Source organism: Chitinophaga sp. RAB17 (genome assembly GCF_052114225.1).
In the GTDB taxonomy this organism is placed as follows: domain Bacteria; phylum Bacteroidota; class Bacteroidia; order Chitinophagales; family Chitinophagaceae; genus Chitinophaga.
Genome location: NZ_JBFREI010000015.1, coordinates 187,587 through 205,815, shown reverse-complemented (window position 1 = coordinate 205,815; position 18,229 = coordinate 187,587). Strand labels below are relative to the sequence as shown.

The 18,229-nt window shown below is 45.3% G+C and carries 13 protein-coding genes; 5 read left to right on the top strand and 8 right to left on the bottom strand.

From position 1 onward, the window contains the following. Positions 1 to 663: fatty acid desaturase (locus tag AB4Z08_RS32400; RefSeq protein WP_441577935.1), on the top strand; the 663-nt coding region annotated here is incomplete at its 5' end. Positions 664 to 751: 88 nt separating this feature from the next. Here the strand turns inward: AB4Z08_RS32400 and AB4Z08_RS32395 are convergent. The 3 genes from AB4Z08_RS32395 to AB4Z08_RS32385 form a co-directional block, all read right to left on the bottom strand. Then, on the bottom strand, positions 752 to 1,504 hold the full coding sequence (locus AB4Z08_RS32395; protein WP_441577934.1) for a M57 family metalloprotease: 753 nt from the start codon (positions 1,502 to 1,504) through the stop codon (positions 752 to 754). Between the two features lie 340 nt (positions 1,505 to 1,844). After that, positions 1,845 to 3,398, bottom strand: coding sequence for a hypothetical protein (locus AB4Z08_RS32390; RefSeq protein ID WP_441577933.1), 1,554 nt, complete (start codon positions 3,396 to 3,398; stop codon positions 1,845 to 1,847). Between the two features lie 153 nt (positions 3,399 to 3,551). Continuing rightward, entirely contained in the window at positions 3,552 to 4,523 is a 972-nt protein-coding gene (locus AB4Z08_RS32385; RefSeq protein WP_441577932.1) for a 3-keto-disaccharide hydrolase, read from the bottom strand. Between the two features lie 272 nt (positions 4,524 to 4,795). On the opposite strand from AB4Z08_RS32385, the gene AB4Z08_RS32380 reads away from it, so the two are divergent. From AB4Z08_RS32380 to AB4Z08_RS32370, 3 genes are all read left to right on the top strand, one after another. Further along, the gene (locus AB4Z08_RS32380; RefSeq protein ID WP_441577931.1) at positions 4,796 to 6,799 is read left to right on the top strand and encodes a TonB-dependent receptor; all 2,004 of its coding nucleotides are present in this window, start codon (positions 4,796 to 4,798) and stop codon (positions 6,797 to 6,799) included. Between the two features lie 26 nt (positions 6,800 to 6,825). Further along, complete coding sequence (locus AB4Z08_RS32375) at positions 6,826 to 7,842, top strand: AAA family ATPase (RefSeq protein ID WP_441577930.1); 1,017 nt, start codon at positions 6,826 to 6,828, stop codon at positions 7,840 to 7,842. 100 nt (positions 7,843 to 7,942) lie between these two features. Then, positions 7,943 to 9,142 (top strand): macrolide family glycosyltransferase, encoded by a 1,200-nt coding sequence (locus AB4Z08_RS32370; protein ID WP_441577929.1) that lies wholly within the window; start codon positions 7,943 to 7,945, stop codon positions 9,140 to 9,142. 74 nt (positions 9,143 to 9,216) lie between these two features. Here the strand turns inward: AB4Z08_RS32370 and AB4Z08_RS32365 are convergent, their stop codons facing one another. From AB4Z08_RS32365 to AB4Z08_RS32345, 5 genes are all read right to left on the bottom strand, one after another. After that, positions 9,217 to 9,876 (bottom strand): epimerase, encoded by a 660-nt coding sequence (locus AB4Z08_RS32365; protein WP_441577928.1) that lies wholly within the window; start codon positions 9,874 to 9,876, stop codon positions 9,217 to 9,219. A gap of 120 nt (positions 9,877 to 9,996) precedes the next feature. Next, a complete protein-coding gene (locus AB4Z08_RS32360; RefSeq protein ID WP_441577927.1) occupies positions 9,997 to 10,914 on the bottom strand; it encodes a helix-turn-helix domain-containing protein in 918 nt (305 codons plus the stop codon). A 43-nt stretch (positions 10,915 to 10,957) separates the two neighbouring features. Continuing rightward, positions 10,958 to 12,355, bottom strand: a complete 1,398-nt coding sequence (locus AB4Z08_RS32355; protein WP_441577926.1) for an efflux transporter outer membrane subunit — start codon at positions 12,353 to 12,355, stop codon at positions 10,958 to 10,960. Then, positions 12,352 to 15,519 carry an efflux RND transporter permease subunit gene (locus tag AB4Z08_RS32350; protein WP_441577925.1) on the bottom strand — a complete coding sequence of 1,056 codons (3,168 nt, stop codon included), beginning with the start codon at positions 15,517 to 15,519 and terminating at the stop codon, positions 12,352 to 12,354. The genes AB4Z08_RS32355 and AB4Z08_RS32350 overlap by 4 nt, the downstream gene beginning before the upstream one ends. A gap of 5 nt (positions 15,520 to 15,524) precedes the next feature. After that, positions 15,525 to 16,664 (bottom strand): efflux RND transporter periplasmic adaptor subunit, encoded by a 1,140-nt coding sequence (locus AB4Z08_RS32345; RefSeq protein ID WP_441577924.1) that lies wholly within the window; start codon positions 16,662 to 16,664, stop codon positions 15,525 to 15,527. Between the two features lie 273 nt (positions 16,665 to 16,937). On the opposite strand from AB4Z08_RS32345, the gene AB4Z08_RS32340 reads away from it, so the two are divergent. Further along, positions 16,938 to 18,209, top strand: a complete 1,272-nt coding sequence (locus AB4Z08_RS32340) for an LVIVD repeat-containing protein (protein ID WP_441577923.1) — start codon at positions 16,938 to 16,940, stop codon at positions 18,207 to 18,209. Positions 18,210 to 18,229 lie beyond the last annotated feature (20 nt).

Sequence of the window (18,229 nt, the reverse complement as noted above, 5' to 3'; positions counted from 1 at the left end):
CGTTTCTTTTATTTCAGTACCTGGTTTTTCCAGGGTTCATCATACCTGATTCCAAGAGCTTATGGCGTTATGCACCGCATGCACCATGAATTCAGCGATACCGAGCACGATCCGCATTCTCCACACTTCTTTAAAGACGTTTGGGGCATGATGGTACAGACCCGCAACATCTACAATGGTTTTGTAACCCGTACCAGCACTATCGATCCTAAATTTATGGCCGAACCATTACCTGAATGGGATGCGCTGGACAAATTCGGTGACAGCAGAATTACCCGTCTTGCCTGGATAGCCGTATATATTGCTTTCTACGCAGTATTTGTTCCTGCCGGTATGTGGTATCTCTATTTGTTATTACCTGTCCATTTCCTGATGGGACCAGTACAGGGTGCTATCGTTAACTGGTGCGGTCACAAATACGGTTACCAGAACTTTAAAAATGGCGACCATTCCAGGAATACTTCTCCATGGGGTATTATACTGATGGGAGAACTGTTTCAGAACAACCACCACAAATTTAAAGACAGTCCTAACTTCGCCAAGAAATGGTATGAGTTTGATCCGAGTTACCAGGTAATGAAACTGCTGAACTTTGTAGGTATCATTAAGCTGAAGCCAGCGGTGATTACTTCCGCACAGCTAAAAAATGCAAAGGCGGCATAACCGGTTATACATCTTTTAAAAAAAATAAGAACAAGCGTTTCACTATTACAGTGAAACGCTTGTCATTTAAACACTACCTCTGTTAAAATTAATGATAAAGTGCAACGGCTGCCTGTTTGTCTTTTGTAGACAATACAGTAGCACCGCTTCCGCACTGGCCACCGTTCATGATAGATGACGCATCTGTGCCACCTACACCTGGAACAGGAGTAGCGCTTGATTCGCCGATAGCAGACCAGTTAGTGTGTCTGAATGATACGTTGTGGCCCATCTCATGGCAGATGGTGCGTGCACGCTGCGCGAAGCTGTTACCCGCAATGTAAGCTTTGTTGATGCGGATAAGATTACCTGCTACTCCGCCGGATGGGAAAGTACCCTGACCACAAATGCCGCTGCCAAGGTTAAAATCGGTGATCAGCACATCGGAAGTACCGGTAGTTACGGTCCAGTGAATAGTACAGCCGGAAACACTGTTCCACTGGGCGATGGCAGAATTGATTTCTGATGTCATAGAAGTCATCGAAGGATCAATCTTCAGGCGAATGTTGGTGACATTGGTGGCGGAAACAAGACTGCCGGTATAATACTGTTCAGTGCTAACCTTGCCATCAGGTACCTTCATGTTTTTTGGGAAGATAATATCTTCCTCTACAATAAATTCGTTAGGATGCTCAACGATCGTGTGCGCAAAAAATCCCAGGCCGATAATGTAAGAGTAAACTTTCTGGGCTTGTTCTGTACGTGCTGTTTGTGGTTCTGCGGGGGCATCAGCAGATTTTTTACAGGCAACAAAGGCGATGGCAATCAGCATGGCCATGGCAACTAACATGTTCTTTTTCATGTGCGGGTTTTGTTTAGGTTAGAAAAAATGGTATGAGAATTAATACATGTCATTTCCTGCGCGGAACTACAGACAGCCCACGACAACAACTGTTGTCATTCAGTTAACAGCAATAAAAGGTTAATTGCCAGCTACGGCATTGCTCATAGTGCTCTCATATGTGCGCTCAACACTTCCGCTAAATTTTTGTGATTAGGTTACTAAACGTTGTACAGATTTTGGTTATCACAATAATACAAATATAATTTGACCAGAAAAATATTTTTTCCGGACCGGTGATGTGATATAACAGTAGGGGAATGTAAAGTGATGGATGATATACTTTGAAAACACACTATAGTTATTCAATATTCTCCACTGCTTTTTTTCCTAAACGCTCCTGCAATTGCTGCAGGTACAAACTATGTGGTTTAACGGGCGTACTGTGTGAAACATAAATTCCTTCCGGCAATACAACTGTTCTTTCAAAAGGCCGGCCTTCCTGGCGGCGATCACCGGTGCAACCTATCATCCAGTTCATAGCGCCCGGAGGTTGCTGATTAAGAAAAGATTTCGCCATACAATTCCAGGCAACTGCCCAGCCAATAGACCAGCCATGACCTGATCCCATTTCACCACGGTTCATAAATTCGATACCACCACCAGGTACTTCACAATTGTCTACCAACATACCTGTTGCCCAGCGTTGATGGGGTTGAATCCAGCCCCCACCTTCAAACCGGCAATCCATTATCACAATAGGTCCGGTCGCTTTTGCGCCGGTAGCGATATAAAAAACATTGCTACCGATAATATGACAACGCCTCACCAACAACTGCGGACCGCTGGCATTAATGTCTGCCGGCTTCGCAGCACCTACCGTCACCGTGTCATGATAGATATTGATGCGATCCAGCGTTACCCGTTTACCAGTCACACTTACACTGTTCACCGTATTGTAGATATCGATATCAGTTGCCCATGCATCTGTAATACCACTGATAAAAAATGCCTGGTGATGCCGGTCATTAATAGTACCTGCTTGTGTGGGAGAAATCATCCTGAAATTGGATATCCCGCAATCCCTGATTTCTCCGCTACTACTAATCTTATTTATCGTAGTACCTTGCGGCGATGTATACGTGGCATCGTAACTATCTGTCAGTGGTACATCCAGTAACAGGGTATTTCCTTTTACCTGCTGCACGATCCGGTCTGTGGTGATCTCACCATTGATCCAGGTCTGACTTTTACCATCACGAACCAGGTCATCCATGCCCATAAACTTCACCCATTGTGGTGTAACGGGTTTGGATATACGAATAGTATCACCGGCATGGAAAACAGCAGGGTTACTAACATGCAGTTGCATAGCTCCTGCTGGTACATACGCGTCTGAAACAGTAGCTACAGGACCGGAGGAAACATATACCGGCTTACCTTTAATGACCACACCTACATGCGGCGCACCTGTTAACTGCAGCAGCGTTCCATTTTCTTTATGGCCGCTGCCTGTCAATACCACACCGCTGGTTTGTATCGTAATCGTTTTATCACAATTGTAGGTGCCTGGTGCCAGTAATACGGCGCCTCTCCAGCCATTGACCAGTGGCAGCGCTGCTACCTGATCTATCGCCGTTTGAATGGCGGTGGAATTATCTCCGGCAACAGGTTGCAGGGAAATTTTCACCGGCACTTCCGGAATCTTCACCCCTCCTCCTTTGTAGCCGGCGTACGAGAAATCCATTATTTTATCTCCATGAGCAGTTGTATCGTATACCAGTTTACCTTTTGCAGATAACGATATCCATTGTTGTTGTTGTGCCTGCAGTGAGGTGGTAGTGGTAAGCAGTAAAGCAGTAACGATGGCAGGCAACATGCCTTGGCGGGTACGCTGGCAGATGGTGTTTTTCATAAGGGAACAAAATGTTGTACGCGAATTTCTTAAAGCTACTATTTCAAATGAATATTTTCCAATTCCATACAAAATAAAAAACGTGATATCTTCCGGAGAAGCATATCACGTTTTTTATTTTTTTATAGTAAGATGACGGCTTGTAAGTTCCGTTTATTTAGCGGGGGTAATGGTGATGTTTCTGAACTCAATAGGTCCATGGTCGCCCTGGAAATAAACAGGTCCTGGTTCGTCTTCGTTGCTATCCAGTGCACCGCCGGTGATGCCGGGAATTTCCTGGTTGCAGATGATATTTTTACCGTTGGCAATTACTGTTACCAGGCGGCCTACCAGGGTAATATCGAAAGTCTGCCATTCACCGGGAGCACCAACTGCCATTTCATTAGGCACAAGGAAACCATATACACCACCAAACAGATGGCTGTTGGGACGATCTGTCTTAGGATTATCGATGATCTGTGTTTCGTAACGGCCTCTCAGGTAAACACCGCTATTGCTGCCTTTCTGATACCGGAATTCTACATGCAGTTTAAAATCTTTAAACTTTTGTTCAGAGATCAGGTTGGCACCTGAATGCGGGCTGCTCAGGATGCCATCTTTTACGATCCACTGGTTCTCTCCTGCTGCCTTCCAGCCACTCAGGTCTTTCCCATTGAATAATTTCACTGACTTGCCCCATACTGGTGCACCAGTGCGTTTCATATCAGGCGCTTTTACGCCGGTAAATGAGTAAGACTGTCCACCGCTGGTATGTATAGTACCACTGATGCCGCTGGCCGTTACGTTTCCTTCCAATGTCAGGTCGTGGTCTTCTCTTTCCCATTGTGGCGGAATTGCGAAGCTGAACTTGCCATTATCGAAGTTTACTTTGGAAATAGGTCGGGCGCTTCCACCGGTGCTTACAAAACGACCTACCAGCGTACTGAAGCCGGAAAGCTCCACTTCCAGCCAGGAAGGCTTGTCTGCGCCATTTTCATTGACTTTGATATCCCAGCGTCCAATCAGCGATCCACCATTCACCGTTTCCGTCTTGATAGCTGACACCTGTCCCATCACCCGGGTAGTATTCACCAACCCCAGGCCCATACAGCATACCAGACCAGCGATAATACATTTCTTATTCATGTCCATGTTCGTATTTGATGAAGAAAGCTATAAAGATAAATATTTGATGTTGCTTTTATAGTCCTTTATTGGGTTTATTTAAGTTTCACCCTGCCAGACCAATAGCAGGCAATCTAACACAAACGTGTTAATCAATTGCTGGAATAAGTTGATATATTTGTGTAATTATTACACTAATTATAGTTTCCCTGTCTAACAGGCCACCATTGCTATTTTTTGTCAATTACGTATAGTCGTGTGGTCTATAACCAGGGAATTTCAGTACACAAATCATGAAGCGATATTTATCAGCTACCGTTGTATCCCTGTTGTTTAGTTTGTTGGCCCATGCGCAGGATTCATTCACACAGAAAAAAGATAGCAGCCAGCATCTGGAAGAAGTAGTCATCAATTACCGGGCTAATAAAACCACGCCTGTCACCTATCAGAACATAGACATGAAAGTTTTGCGCGGGAAAAATACCGGGCAGGAACCTTCTTTCCTTTTATCTGAAACACCGGCTATTACCGTGTATTCAGATGCCGGGAATCAGCAGGGATATTCGTACTACCGTTTACGTGGAATGGACCAAACCAGGGTCAATACCACCCTGGATGGCATGCCGCTGAATGAACCGGAAGACCAGGGCGCCTATTTTTCCAATTATCCTGACATATTGAATTCTGTCAGCAGACTGCAGATCCAGCGTGGCGTGGGCACCTCTAAAAACGGCGCCGCCAGTTATGCAGGCAGTATGCAGTTGTTTTCATCGGACTTAAGCGATGCTGCCGGCGCCACACTGGGCGTTGGCTACGGCTCCTACAATAGCTTCCGGGTTTTCGGAGAATATAAAAGCGGTGTCAAAAACAGAAACGCATTATATGTAAGAGCATCACAGGTATATACAGACGGCTATAAAAATCATGCTTTCAATAATTCCCAGTCCGTTTTTATCAGCGGTGGATTGTTCTACCATAAAAGTACGTGGAAGATGAATGTAATGGCCGGGCATCAGCAAAATGGCATGGCCTGGCTCCCGGTAGCAGATTCCCTGATTACAAAAGACCGGAAAACAAACGCCAACACCAAAGCGGAAAAAGATGAGTTTTTCCAGGGGCTGGTGCAACTGCAAAATGTATGGCAAGCATCTGCCCACGGTACCCTTACTTCCAGTCTTTATTATACCTTCCTGAAAGGTGGCTATGATTTCGATGTAAATAATTTTATCGGGGTGCCTTCAGATAATAATTTATTCCATTACGGATTCCGCTCTCATTTTTCCGGCTTCTTCAGTAACTACACCCTGGCATACGACCACTTCAAATGGACGACAGGCATACATGGTAATATTTACACCAGGCAACATGTGGGTACAGATCAGGTGTCAGGTGAATTGTATAGAAATGATGGCTATAAAAACGAAGTAAGCACCTTCAGTAAAATAGAATATTACCTGCATCGCTTCTCTTTGTATGCAGATCTGCAATACCGGTTTTCTTCTTTTAATTACAAAGGCAGTGTACCTTTTGAACAAATGACCTGGCATTTTTTAAACCCTAAGGCAGGGTTGGGTTTTGCTGTAAACGATCAAACAAATATCTACTACAGCATTGGAAAAACCGGGCGGGAACCTACGCGAAATGATATCTTCGGCGGCAATGATGACCTGCCGGCAGACAGCAGCAACAAAGCACTTATTGTGAACCGCGACCCGGAATCTGTAATAGATCATGAGCTGGGTATCCGTATCAATACCTCCCGGCTGGCGCTTCAGTTCAACGGTTATTACATGAATTTCAAAGACGAAATCGTTTTAAACGGACAACTGGGACCGAATGGTTTATTGCTAACGAATAAGGTACAGCGCAGCTTCAGAACAGGACTGGAATTATATGCCACCTACCAACTGAATAGTGCATTCAGCTTTACCAACAATTCTTCTTTTAACTACAGTCGGATAAAAGAAGAAACGACTACTTTCCGCCCCATTTTAACGCCGGCACTGATCATTAACCAGGAGGTGGCCTACCTACATAAACGTTTGCTGTTCGCCTTAGCCGGCCGGTATCAAAGTCAGTCCTACATTAACTTTTCCAATAACGCTACCATCAAAGAATACGTGTTGTTAAATGCAAGAATTCAGTATACCCTTCAGCGTTATATGGTATCTTTCTTTGTTAATAACATCACCAACGCAAAGTACTACAACAATGGATCTGTTGCAGCAGATGGTACCCGGCAATACTTTGTGCAGGCACCACGGAACGTATATGTAGCTTTTAAATATAGTTTCTGATAAAATTTTTTAGATTAAAATTGTGTATGAATAAAGCATTTGTGTTTGGAAAGTTTATGCCTTTTCATAAGGGGCATGAGGCGATGATTAACTTTGCTTTGTCTGCCTGTGACTTCTTAACGGTCCTGGTTTGCTGCAGCGACCGGGAGCCGATACCCGCCGCCCTCCGGCAATCATGGTTGGAAGATACTTTCCGGCATATCCCGCAAATAGAGATCCGGACCTACACCTACGATGAACGGTTGCTTCCCAACACCTCCGAAACATCTGCTACCGTATCGGAGATATGGGCAGCGCAGTTTAAAACGCTTTTCCCGGATTATAACATCGTAGTCACCTCTGAGCCCTATGGCGATTTAGTAGCCGCGTTCATGGGTATCCGCCATATTCCCTTTAACATAGAAAAAAATCTTTATCCCATATCTGCCTCTAACGTGAGAGCTGACTTATTAAATACATGGGCCTATTTACCTGATGCGGTAAAAGCATCGCTGGTGACTAAAGTAGTATTGCTGGGTACAGAATCGACCGGCAAAACTACTTTAACCCGCAAGCTGGCCGCCCATTTTAATGCTGGAGCTGTAATGGAAGCCGCCCGGGATATTGTAGCCGACTCCAATGATTTCAACACCGATGATCTATACCTGATTGCTGCAACACACGCCGCCGGCATCAGGCAGATGGCTCCAGGAGAAAGTCCTTTGCTGTTCATTGATACGGATATTCATATTACTTTATCCTATGCCGAATATACCTTTGGAGAAACCCTGCAGATAGACCAGGGTATCTGGCAGGCCAATAAAGCAGATCTATATCTTTATCTCAATAACGATGTAGACTATGTGCAGGATGGTACCCGTTTGAGTGAGGCGGAAAGAGATCTGCTCGACTTATCACACCGCCATACACTGGATAAATACAACATCTCGTACGAAGAAATTACCGGTAACTGGGAGGAACGGTTTAAAAAATCGGTCATATTGGTAGAACAACTCCTGCAACATAAAGTGGAAAGCTGGTATAATAAAGTAAAAAGCTGCTAGCATACCCGTTATATCTGTTATTGCCATGATTTTTAATCATCCCGATAAAATAAAAAAGCATTTGGTTCGTCTACCTTACTAACTAATTAACAGATGCTCTATGTCAAAAGTGCTTTTTTTAGGTATTCCTTCCCATGGACATATTAACCCTACCCTGGGATTAATCAGTGAGCTGGTTAACCAGGGCGAAGAGGTGGTCTATTTCGCGGCCGATGAATTCAAAGATAAGATAGTGGCCACTGGCGCCGAATTCCGCGCCTACTCAGCAGATATGAATATATTTAAAATGGGCAGTGAAGACCATGATAATGCAGATGATCCACTGATAGGAATACTCACGCAGGCAGATAAAATTATAGCAGACATCCTGGATCAGATCAAAGGGATATCATTTGATTACCTCATCCATTCTGCCGCCTTTCCTTTTACAAAAGTGATAGCACCACTGCTGAAAATCCCTACGGTATCTTCTTTGGCTATATTTAGCGGCTTAAGGGATTTTCTGGAAGAAATGAATCAATCGCATGAAGCCTTCCCGGGCATGGAAGGGATGCTGAAAACTTATGCAGCGGCCTCTCAAAAGCTCCATGATATTTATTCGGTGGGGTTACCGGAGAATTTTATGCAGATGATTTACAATACCGGAGATATCAACCTTGTGTATACTTCCAAATATTTTACACCTGACCTTGAGTTCTTTGACGACAGTTTCAAATTCGTAGGACCACCCATTTATGCGAGAAAAGAAAACATGGATTTTCCTTTTGAACGCTTACAAAATAAGAAAGTGATTTACATTTCACTGGGTACGATATTTAGCAATTACAACCCTGCCCTCTACCCCATTTTCTTCAACAGCTTTGCAGATCAGGACGTAGTGGTAGTAATGGCCGCCTACCAGGTAGATCTTTCCGGCTATGATATTCCTGAAAATTTTATCGTAAGGAATTATGTACCACAATCAGCGGTCTTAGCCTATGCCGATGTGGCCATCACGCATGCCGGCATGAATAGTATCAGCGATTTAATATACAGTAATACACCGTTTGTGGCGATCCCACTGGGAGCAGATCAGCCCGCACTTGCTGAAAAAGCGGTGGCGTTAGGCGCTGCCATTTCACTCGATGCCAACCAGCTTACCCCGAAAATATTAAGTGCTTCGGTAGAAAAAGTCGTAAGTGATCCTGGCTACCTTGAAGGTATCCGAAAGATCAGCGACTCCTTTAAAGCAGCAGGTGGTTACCCAAAAGCGGTGGAAGAAATTTTTGCACTGAAAAGAGAGAAGGGAATAGTTAACTAACAGCCAGGTATATACGTAATATCCCGGAGGCTTGTTATATGTCTCCGGGATATTTACTTTTGAGGCCGGCGGCATCAGGATTTCGCCAGTTCCACAATGTCTTTCACATTCACAATCCGTTGGTGATATCCTGTACTGGCCACCTTGATCATGGCCAGTCCTACTTCTTTCAGGGTGCAGAAGCCGGCAGGATAAAGCGCGCGGCCAATGGGATACACCCAGGCAAAGTACTTATAGTACGATTTTAAATTCTTCTGTCCTGCGGATGCTTTCATAAACGCCGGGCGAAACATATACGACCGTTTGAATAACAGCATCAACGCATTTTCGGTAGCACCCTTCACCCGTGCCCATGCCACACTTCCTTTTTCGCTACTGTCAGTACCCGCACCGGTTACATAGCAAAAGGTCATCTCCGGATTAACTTTTGCCAGCACCTTTCCTACGCTCAGCGTAAGGTCATAGGTTATGTGCTGGTACACTTCTTTGCTGATACCCACAGAGGATATACCCAGGCAAAAAAAGCAGGCATTATATCCCGCCAGTTGTGGCTCAATAGACCCAAGGTTAAAAAAATCCGAGTGAATAATTTCGCGCAGCTTCGGATGTGATATCCCGCCCGGCTTCCGGTTGATGACCAGGACTGCTTCCACATCGGGATGTTGCAGGCATTCCAGTAATACCCCTTCTCCTACCATGCCCGTTGAGCCGGTGATGATTGCTTTAATTTTCATGGGTTGTATTTTGACAGATAGCTATTCAGCAATAAAAGACCTACTTTCCTTTCTATCACTTAAAAATAACATTTTAAACGCAGAACGACACATAGTGCCATCGTAACATCATTTTAAAAATCAGCTTTTATACGCTTCAATCATCTTCCTGAAAGCAGATGGATTGGTATGGGTATGCTTTGAAAAAAACTTACTAAAGTAAGATACGTCACTAAAATTCATTCCGAAAGCTATTTCGCTCACCGATAAATCGGTTTGCAGCAAGAGTACTTTTATCTCTAAAATAATCATCTGGTTAATTAATGAGATAGCAGGCATCCCTGTGTTTTTCTTGATTAATTTATTCAGGTGATTCGGTGTAATATGTAATAAAGACGCATAATAGGTCACACTTCTATGTTCATATAAATTTTTGGATACTAAAGTTTTAAACTTCTCCACGGTGATATCAGGTTTGTTTTTTAGCACCGTGCTGTTTTGCAGACTATACATTTCAATCTCCTTGAAAAGTGTCAGCAGGTACAATCTAATTAAATCATCCTGCTTCTTTTTCTGATACAAATACGCTATGCGCTGCAGCATCCGATAGATGATTTTTGCATGGGCGTTATCTAAACTCAACAACGCCGGCCAGGTAGATTTTAACCGGACCAGGTCTTTTACCCCCAAACCACTACTCATGATAAATTTATCAGAGAAATGAAGATAATAGCCTTCTGCCTGTTCATCCATACTTAATGTTTCAGTAATGGTGAGTGCAGGGACGATTGTCAGCATATTGGCTTCCGAAACAAGGAGGTCCGTATTCGACTTCCGCACGGTAGCCCCCTTGTGAATATAAATAAGATCGTTGACGATTTTCCGGTGTGGAGGCAGCGGATATTTTAACTGCAATTCTTTGGAACTGAGGTCATGAATAAAAAAATCATCCCATCCCATGCTTTTACTCAAATCAACTGTCTCCGAAATAATATGCAATTTCTTAAAGACTTCGGGAGCCAGTGTTTTGATTTCACGTTGCAGTTTTTTATGTTTCATGTGGTCGTTCAATTTAAGCTACCGGGCTTTAAATTACTAAATATTATTGCCAACCTCCTCCCAGGGCATGGTAAAGACTGATCACGGCCATCCACTGTTCTACCTGGTCATTGACATGGTCAAGCTGAGCGGACAACAGGTTTTGTTCAGTAGTCAGTACATCGGTGTAATTGGTAGTGGTGCTGTATTTCAATAAGGTTTTAGTAAAATCAACCGCTGTTTCCAATGCCCGGATTTGTCGTTGCCGGTTGGCTTTCCGGTCTTCCACTACCTGGTAAGCGTACAACGCATCAGATACTTCACGCCCTGCCACCAGCAGGGATTGCTGAAAATTATACAGCGCTATCCGTTGCTGTGCCTCCGCTGTTTTTAGCCGGGCTTTGTTAATACCTTTGTTATATACCGGTTGCAAAATGCCGGCGGCAATATTACCAAACAGGTTGATGTTCGTAAAGAAGCCGGCCAGGTCAAAGCTGGAAAAGCCTCCGGCGGCAGTCAGACTCAATGCAGGATAAAAATAAGTCCGTGCTACATTGGTATTTTCAAAAGCTGCCCTGAAAGCCAGTTCCGCCTGCGCTACATCAGGACGGTTGGCCAGCAGTTGCGCCGGTATACCCGTACTCATACCCGTCGGCAACTGCAGCGAGGCCAGGGTACTGCGGACGATGGCGGCGGGGTTCCTCCCCAGCAACACACTGAGCGCATTCTCCGTTTCGCGGATCCTTTTTTTCACTCCCGGAATAGCTACTTCCGCTCCATAATAGTTAGCCTGGCTCTGCACAACAGCCGCCCCATTAACGATATTCGACGCCTGCAATGCTTTCATCGTAGCAACATCATCGCTGCGGTTAATGGCCGTTTTTTGAAGGATGTCCAATTGATCATCCAACGCCAGCAGCTGGTAGTAGTTACCCGCTATGTCGGCTATCAGCTGGGCCTGCACGGCCCTTTTAGCCGCTTCGCTTTGCAATAACCCGGCAACAGCCATCCGTTTGGCACTGCGTAGTTTACCCCAGATATCCGCCTCCCAGGAGGCATTCAGGCCCAGATCATACTGCGTAGCATTGGTAACAAATCCAAAGCCCTGGGTATAAGCTATTTTAGATGGACGTACACCGGCAGTAGCATTGACGGCAGGCAAAAAGGCGGCCTTACCTTTTTGCAGTTCCGCACGGGCTATCATCATTCGTTCCATCGCCACTTTAAGATCCAGGTTATTTTTCAATCCGGCTGCAATCAAGGCCCGCAGCGTGGTATCATTAAAATAAGTTTGCCAGGGTATCCGGGCCATACTATTGCTGTCGGCATCCGCCTTGTCACGGAACAGGTCTTTGGGATCATTAGCGGCCGCCGGCTGTTGATATGGCTTCGTTACCTGGCAGGATAGTACGGTGAATACAATGATCACGATACCGGTATATGTTGCTTTCCTGTTACTCATGCTTGAATAAATTTATGGTGTGCGTCACGCGGGGAAGCAGGAGGCCTTGGAGTGACGCCGCTTATGCGCTCCTGCAATGTTTGAAATAAAATAAAGAGCACCGGCACTACGAAGATGCCGAAGATCGTTCCCGTCAGCATGCCTCCAATGGCAGCCGTGCCGATGGAACGATTACTCACGGCCCCTGCACCGGTGGCCAACATCAGTGGCATCAGCCCAAAAATAAAAGCAAAGGAGGTCATCAGGATAGGTCTTAATCTTGCTCCCGCACCAGCCACTGCTGCCTGGATCATCTCTTCTCCGCTGCGGCGATGCAACAGCGCAAATTCAACAATCAGAATCGCATTCTTGGCCAGCAACCCAATCAGCATCACCAGACTAATCTGCAAAAAGATGTTATTATCTACACCGAACAACCAGGCAAATAAGAAAGCACCGGCAAGCCCAATAGGCAGCGACAGTAATACCGCAAAGGGAAGTACATAACTCTCATACTGTGCGCTCAGCAGGAAATACACAAACACCAGGCATAGCAAAAAGATCAATACCGTTTGATTACCGCTCGCGATTTCTTCTTTACTCAAACCGGAAAATTCGTACGTATATTGTTTAGGCAGTGTTTGTGCCGCCACCTCCTGTATGGCTTTGATGGCATCTCCGGAACTATAACCCGGCTTAGGTACACCAGTGATACCGGCAGCAGTAAACAGGTTGAAGCGGTTAATAAACTCCGAACCATACACCCGCTTAAGCGTAACAAATTCAGCTATAGGCGCCATTTTACCAGCCACGTTCCGTACCATGATCTGATGAATACTTTCTGGCGTAGCCCTGTACAACGCTTCCGCCTGCACCATCACCCGGTATTGTTTACCAAAACGGTTAAAGTCCGAAGCATAAATACCGCCGTAATACCCCTGCATTGTTGTTAATACCGTACTGACATCCACGCCGGCCTCTTCGCATTTGGCCACATTCACTTCCAGCTCATACTGAGGAAAACTGTTATTAAAAGAGGTGGTGGCATATAAAATTTCCGGCCGCTGATTCAACGCACCCAGGAACCGGTATACCGCGCCTCCAAACTGATTAAGGTCACCTGCAGAGCGATCCTGCAGGGATAACTCAAAACCATTCGTATTGCCAAAACCCATTAATGTAGGGGATGCAAAGAAGATAATTCTCGCACCCTTGATATGTGCCGTTCTGCCAAAAAGCTGGCCTACAATACTGTTCACATCCTGTCCTTTATGACTGCGTGCCGCCCAGGGTTTCAAACGAATGAAAAGCGCCGCATAAGAACCTCCGGGGCCACTGATCAAATCCTGCCCTGCCAGTCGTACAGAAGATGCTACTTCAGGAATACTGCGGGCAATGCTGTCTACCTGGTCAGCTAAAGCGGTAGTACGTTCCAGCGAGGCGGATGGCGGCAGTATAATATCCGCGAAAATAGCGCCTCCGTCTTCATTGGGCACAAAGCCTGTGGGAGTCGTCTTCACGAGCAACCAGCAAGTCCCTGCAAAGATCCCTATAATAGGAATCACTAACCATTTACGCCTGATCAGCCAATAAACCGACTGTTTGTACTTTCCCGTCATAGTAGTAAAGGCAGTATTAAAACCAGCGTAAAAACGCCGTAACACCCCTTTCTGCAGCAGTTCACCGGATGCATGTGGCTGAAGAAAAATAGCACACAAAGCAGGGCTGAGCGTCAACGCATTGATGGCGGAAATAATGATAGCAATCGCCAGTGTTAATCCAAATTGCCTATAGAATACCCCAGCAGCGCCATTGATGAAAGAAACCGGTACAAACACGGCCGCCATCACGAGTGTTATGGATACAATAGCCCCACTGATTTCCCGCATGGCATGCATCGTTGCTTTCTTAGCCGATGTAGCTCCCTGATCCAACTTGGCATGCACCGCTTCCACCACCACAATGGCATCGTCTACCACAATACCAATACCCAGTACCAAGGCAAATAAGGTTAACAGGTTGATCGTAAAACCAAAAAGATGAAGGAAAAAGAAGGTGCCGATAATGGCCACCGGAACAGATATGGCCGGAATCAATGTGGAGCGGAAATCCTGCAGGAAAATAAATACAACGATAAAAACGAGGATGAATGCTTCCACCAATGTACGAATCACCTTTTCGATAGATGCGTCTAAAAATTCGTTGGCATTCAGGAACGGTGCATAATATATTCCTTCCGGAAAATCTTTCGCGCTTTCTTTTAGTATCTTCTCACATTGCTGAATCAGATCATGTGCATTGGAACCGGCAGATTGCGTGATGGCAATCGCTGTACAATCGTATCCATCCACCTTTGAGGTGCTGGCATAACTTAAAGCGCCCATTTCTACGCGGGCAATGTCTTTCAGCCGTATCAGGCCGCCCTTGTCGGACGCGAGGAGGATGATATTATCAAATTCTGCAGCGGTTTTCAATCGCCCTTTATACTTGATCACATATTGAAATGCCTGGAGACCATTTTCTCCGAATTTACCCGGCGCTGCTTCAATATTCTGTTGCGCCAACTTGGCAATAACATCCTGCGGCATCAGGCCATGAGCCGCCATAGCATCCGGTTTGAGCCAGATCCGCATTGCATAATCCTGCGCCCCATATATGAATGCGTCACCAATACCATTCACCCTTTTGAGTTGTGGCATCAGGTTAATACTGACATAGTTCTGCAAAAAATTCTGATCGTATGCCTTGTTCTTACTATAAATCTCAAAAATATACACAAGGCTGCTTTGTTTTTTGCTGGTGGTTACTCCCGAACGGATCACATCTGCCGGCAACAAGCTGGTGGCTTTGGTTACACGATTCTGCACATTGATGGCCGCCAGGTCAGGATCAGTCCCCAGTTTGAAATAAACAGTGATCACCGCACTGCCATCATTCCCTGCCGTGGAAGTCATGTAGGCCATATTTTCCACGCCGTTGATCTGTTCCTCCAACGGAACAATTACACTGTTCATGACCACATCTGCATTGGCGCCCTGAAAAGCCGTTTTGACTTCTACAGTAGGTGGTGCTATTTCCGGATATTGTGAAATAGGAAGCGCATATAATCCCAGCAATCCCAGGATGACGATGATGACCGAGATCACCGTAGAGAGTACCGGTTTTTCAATAAATTTCTTTAACATGCCGCTTATTTAATAGTAGAAGATCCTGGTTTAATGAGCATACTGTCCCTGAGCTGGTCCATTCCATCCGTTACCACGCGGTCACCGGCATGGACGCCGCTTTGTACAATGTAATTGTTACCTGCAGCCAGGTCCATCACCTTTACTTCCTCACATCTCACCCTGTTTTTTTCATCAACAACAAACACCAGTTTCTTACCCTGCATTTCGAAAGTGGCTTTTTGAGGTAACAGTAATGCCGCCGGTAGCTGAAATGGGATTTGCAGGGTGGCACTGCCGCCACTCCGGAGCATGCCGGAAGGATTAGCAAAGGTGGCCCTGAAACTAACCGATCCTGTTTTTTTATCGATCATGCCATTGACCGTTTCCACATGCCCTTTCTCCCCATACGTGGTACCATCTGTAAGTACCAGTGTTACCGGAGGAAGATGATTCAATTTTTCTTCCACCGTAGCACCAGGATATTTTGCAAAAAATTCGAGAAATTGTTTTTCATCAAAAGAAAAGTAAGCGTACATGTTCCTGGTATCAGAAACCGTTGTCAATGGAACCGGTGATAAGGAGCTTACCAGGCTGCCGGTTTTATTGGGAATAGCGCCCATAATTCCTGTCACCGGACTAAGAATAGTAGTATAGCCAATATTGGTTTGCGCATTCACCAAACCTGCTCTGGCCTGCGCCAGCACGGCTTCTTTTGCCTGCAGGTTATAGGTTGCCGCTTCGAGCGCAGTATTCGTCACAATTTCTTTTTTAACGAGCGGTAACAGATTGCTTACCTGCAGGCGCGCAGCACTTACTTCTGCTGTAGCACTTTTGATAGCCGCTGTAGCCGCAAGCATTTCCTGCTCATATTGCGGGGCGTGGATTTTAAACAGTAGCTGCCCTTTTTTTACCGGCGAGCCTTCGTCTACAAAAATCTGTTGTATATAGCCATCCACCTTGGGTCGTATTTCAATGTTTTGTTGTCCTTCCAGCGATGCAGGATATACTGATCTGATAATGGCAGTACCTGTTTGAAGAGTATATACCGGATATTCTCCGGGAGATGGATCGTAAGCCGCACCAGCCTGCTGCCCCTGCGAACAGGAGGCCAGCAGGCCGATAGCCAGCATACCCGGAATTGATAATGCAATTGTCTTCTTCATTTTTTATTTGTTGATTGAATGTTGATGGTGGGCCTCATGATTGATTTTCTACAGCAAAACTAAATTGCCGGCGAAGAAACCATTGGTAGTTTGAATGCCATGTTTTGTACATTTCAATCATTTCAAAAAAATGAAAAAAAGACGATTAACGGAGGACGCGTCCTACAACCGCCGCTGCCGGGAAACAATGAAATTATCAAGCCATCGACCGGTGGGCAAATGCTGTAACTTTTGTTCTGCAGTTTCCGTTTAAAGGAAAAACCCCCTCCCCTTATGCATATTTCTACTTTGTTCAAGTTCTCCCTCATGGCGGTTACGGTATGGGCCCTGAGTGGATGTGTAAAGGATAAGTGCAGCAAAACCGTATTTACAAAAGTATACACGCCGGTCCTGATGTCGATCAAAGACTATTGGGCATCCGCCACATCCGGCGGCCCCAGAGAGATTAACAGGACGGGCAAGATCTATGTTAAAGATCAATATATTTTTGTGAGTGAGCCTTATGAAGGCATCCACATTATAGACAATAGCAAACCAGCCTCTCCGCAGAATATTGCTTTTGTGAAAGTGATGGGGAATGTAGATATAGCCATAAAGGGCAACGTTCTTTATGCCGATAGTTATTCGGACCTCACCGTATTCGATATCAGCGATCCCCGTCATGTTTCGTTTATAAAGCGGTTGCCTGGCGTAATGATTTACCCCGTAGATGCCAGTGGCATGCTACTCGGCTGGAAGCAATATTCAGACAGTATGGTAGTAGGTTATACAGCCAGGGATACCACCTATACTTATGACTGCACCAAAGAATTTGCCGGGGATAAGCTCCTCTTTTCCAGTCCCGCTGCTTCCCAGGCATATAGCAGTCAGGCCACAGGCACAGGTAAAGGCGGGTCTATGGCCCGTTTCACCATTCTCAAAGACTACCTTTATACCGTTAACTGGACAGAGTTAAGAGCATTTAGTCTTGCGGAAACAGCCAACCCTGTACTCAAGCACTCACAGACAATCAACTCCGGCATTGAAACCATTTTCCCCTATGGCCAATACCTGTTCATTGGCAGCCGCAATGCCATGTATATTTACGATATCACCAATCCGGCCATACCCCAAAAACGTTCTGCCGTGACGCATTTCAGGGCCTGTGACCCGGTAGTAGTGGAAGGAAATAAAGCATATGTTACCATCAGAAGTGGTACCAACTGCGGAGGTAATATTAACCAGTTACAGGTATTTGATATCAGCAATGTGGATAGCCCGGTAAAACTGAGTAGTGTTGACATGAAAAATCCATTCGGTTTAGGTATCGATCACGGGAAACTTTTCATATGTGAAGGGACTTATGGTCTTCGCTTCCTGGATGCTGCGGATGTTAATCATATTGTTACTACCAAACTGGTGGAAGGAGTGGAAACTTTTGATGTAATCCCTTTTGAAAACCAGCACCGCCTGCTGGTTAGCGCTAAAGACGGGATTTATCAGTACGACTACAGTGTCATGAACACACCACAATTGTTAAGCAAAATAGCTGTTAAACTTCCCTGATATCTATTATTAATGGCCTT

Coding starts and splice junctions, on each gene's coding strand:
- AB4Z08_RS32395 (WP_441577934.1), bottom strand. CDS start 1,504: ATGAAAAAGAACATGTTAGTTGCCATGGCCATGCTGATTGCCATCGCC.
- AB4Z08_RS32390 (WP_441577933.1), bottom strand. CDS start 3,398: ATGAAAAACACCATCTGCCAGCGTACCCGCCAAGGCATGTTGCCTGCC.
- AB4Z08_RS32385 (WP_441577932.1), bottom strand. CDS start 4,523: ATGAATAAGAAATGTATTATCGCTGGTCTGGTATGCTGTATGGGCCTG.
- AB4Z08_RS32380 (WP_441577931.1), top strand. CDS start 4,796: ATGAAGCGATATTTATCAGCTACCGTTGTATCCCTGTTGTTTAGTTTG.
- AB4Z08_RS32375 (WP_441577930.1), top strand. CDS start 6,826: ATGAATAAAGCATTTGTGTTTGGAAAGTTTATGCCTTTTCATAAGGGG.
- AB4Z08_RS32370 (WP_441577929.1), top strand. CDS start 7,943: ATGTCAAAAGTGCTTTTTTTAGGTATTCCTTCCCATGGACATATTAAC.
- AB4Z08_RS32365 (WP_441577928.1), bottom strand. CDS start 9,876: ATGAAAATTAAAGCAATCATCACCGGCTCAACGGGCATGGTAGGAGAA.
- AB4Z08_RS32360 (WP_441577927.1), bottom strand. CDS start 10,914: ATGAAACATAAAAAACTGCAACGTGAAATCAAAACACTGGCTCCCGAA.
- AB4Z08_RS32355 (WP_441577926.1), bottom strand. CDS start 12,355: ATGAGTAACAGGAAAGCAACATATACCGGTATCGTGATCATTGTATTC.
- AB4Z08_RS32350 (WP_441577925.1), bottom strand. CDS start 15,519: ATGTTAAAGAAATTTATTGAAAAACCGGTACTCTCTACGGTGATCTCG.
- AB4Z08_RS32345 (WP_441577924.1), bottom strand. CDS start 16,664: ATGAAGAAGACAATTGCATTATCAATTCCGGGTATGCTGGCTATCGGC.
- AB4Z08_RS32340 (WP_441577923.1), top strand. CDS start 16,938: ATGCATATTTCTACTTTGTTCAAGTTCTCCCTCATGGCGGTTACGGTA.